The sequence below is a fragment of the Methylobacterium sp. WL18 genome, from assembly GCF_008040015.1.
GTDB lineage: Bacteria > Pseudomonadota > Alphaproteobacteria > Rhizobiales > Beijerinckiaceae > Methylobacterium > Methylobacterium mesophilicum.
Map to the genome: position 1 here is coordinate 1 of NZ_VRVD01001159.1, position 744 is coordinate 744.

Genomic DNA, 744 nt, shown 5'->3' on the forward strand with positions numbered 1-744 from the left:
GGCGCATGTCGGGTGGGGGAGGGGCGGGGAAGGGTGCGAGAGAAGACCCTTCCAGCGGATGCCGCCGCGTTACAGCTTTCTTCCTCGACACCCCCGCCCCACCGTCATGGCGACCGTAGCGAAGCAACCCCGGGGCGCTGCGCGATCTTAAGCTGGTGCATCACCGGGTCGCTTCGCCGTGCTCGCAATGACGGCGTGAAGCGCGCATGATTCGGCCAGAAGCTATCCACAGACACGTCGATCACGCGCTGTAGCGAGCCTGGAAACTCGTCGTTCTCAGGTGCGCTCGCTCACTCGGAAAAGCGCCCGTCAGCCCTCGATCCCCGCCCGGTCGAGGGCCGCTCGGATATCGTCCGCACTCAGCGTCCGGATCACCGGACCCGAGGTCCAGATCAGCATCGGCCGAATCGTCCGCTCCGGATAGATCTCGCCGAGCAGGCGCGCGTAGAGCGCGATCTGTCCGGCTTCCGCAGGCGGTAGCGGCGCGTCCTCGGGCGGCGGGCGGCCGGTCTTGAAGTCGGCGATCCGGATCGTGTCGGTCGCGACGGAGAGGCGGTCGACGCGGCCCTGCACCACCCGTTCGCCACCGCCGGCTCGCACCCGGCCGGACAGGTTCACCTCGGCCCGGGCGTCGGGTGCGAAGAGCGGGGCGAGGTCCGGATCGTCGATGATCCGCAGCACCGAGCGGACGATTCCGGAGGTTGCCGGCCGCGGCAGGCCGGGGGCGCGGGCCCGCACGAAAGC

The 744-nt window shown here is 69.9% G+C and carries 1 protein-coding gene; it reads right to left on the reverse strand.

What is annotated here, in order from left to right:
- Positions 1-309: 309 nt before the first annotated feature.
- On the reverse strand, positions 310-744 hold a 435-nt coding region (locus FV228_RS31520; protein WP_187277998.1), incomplete at its 5' end, for a PD-(D/E)XK nuclease family protein.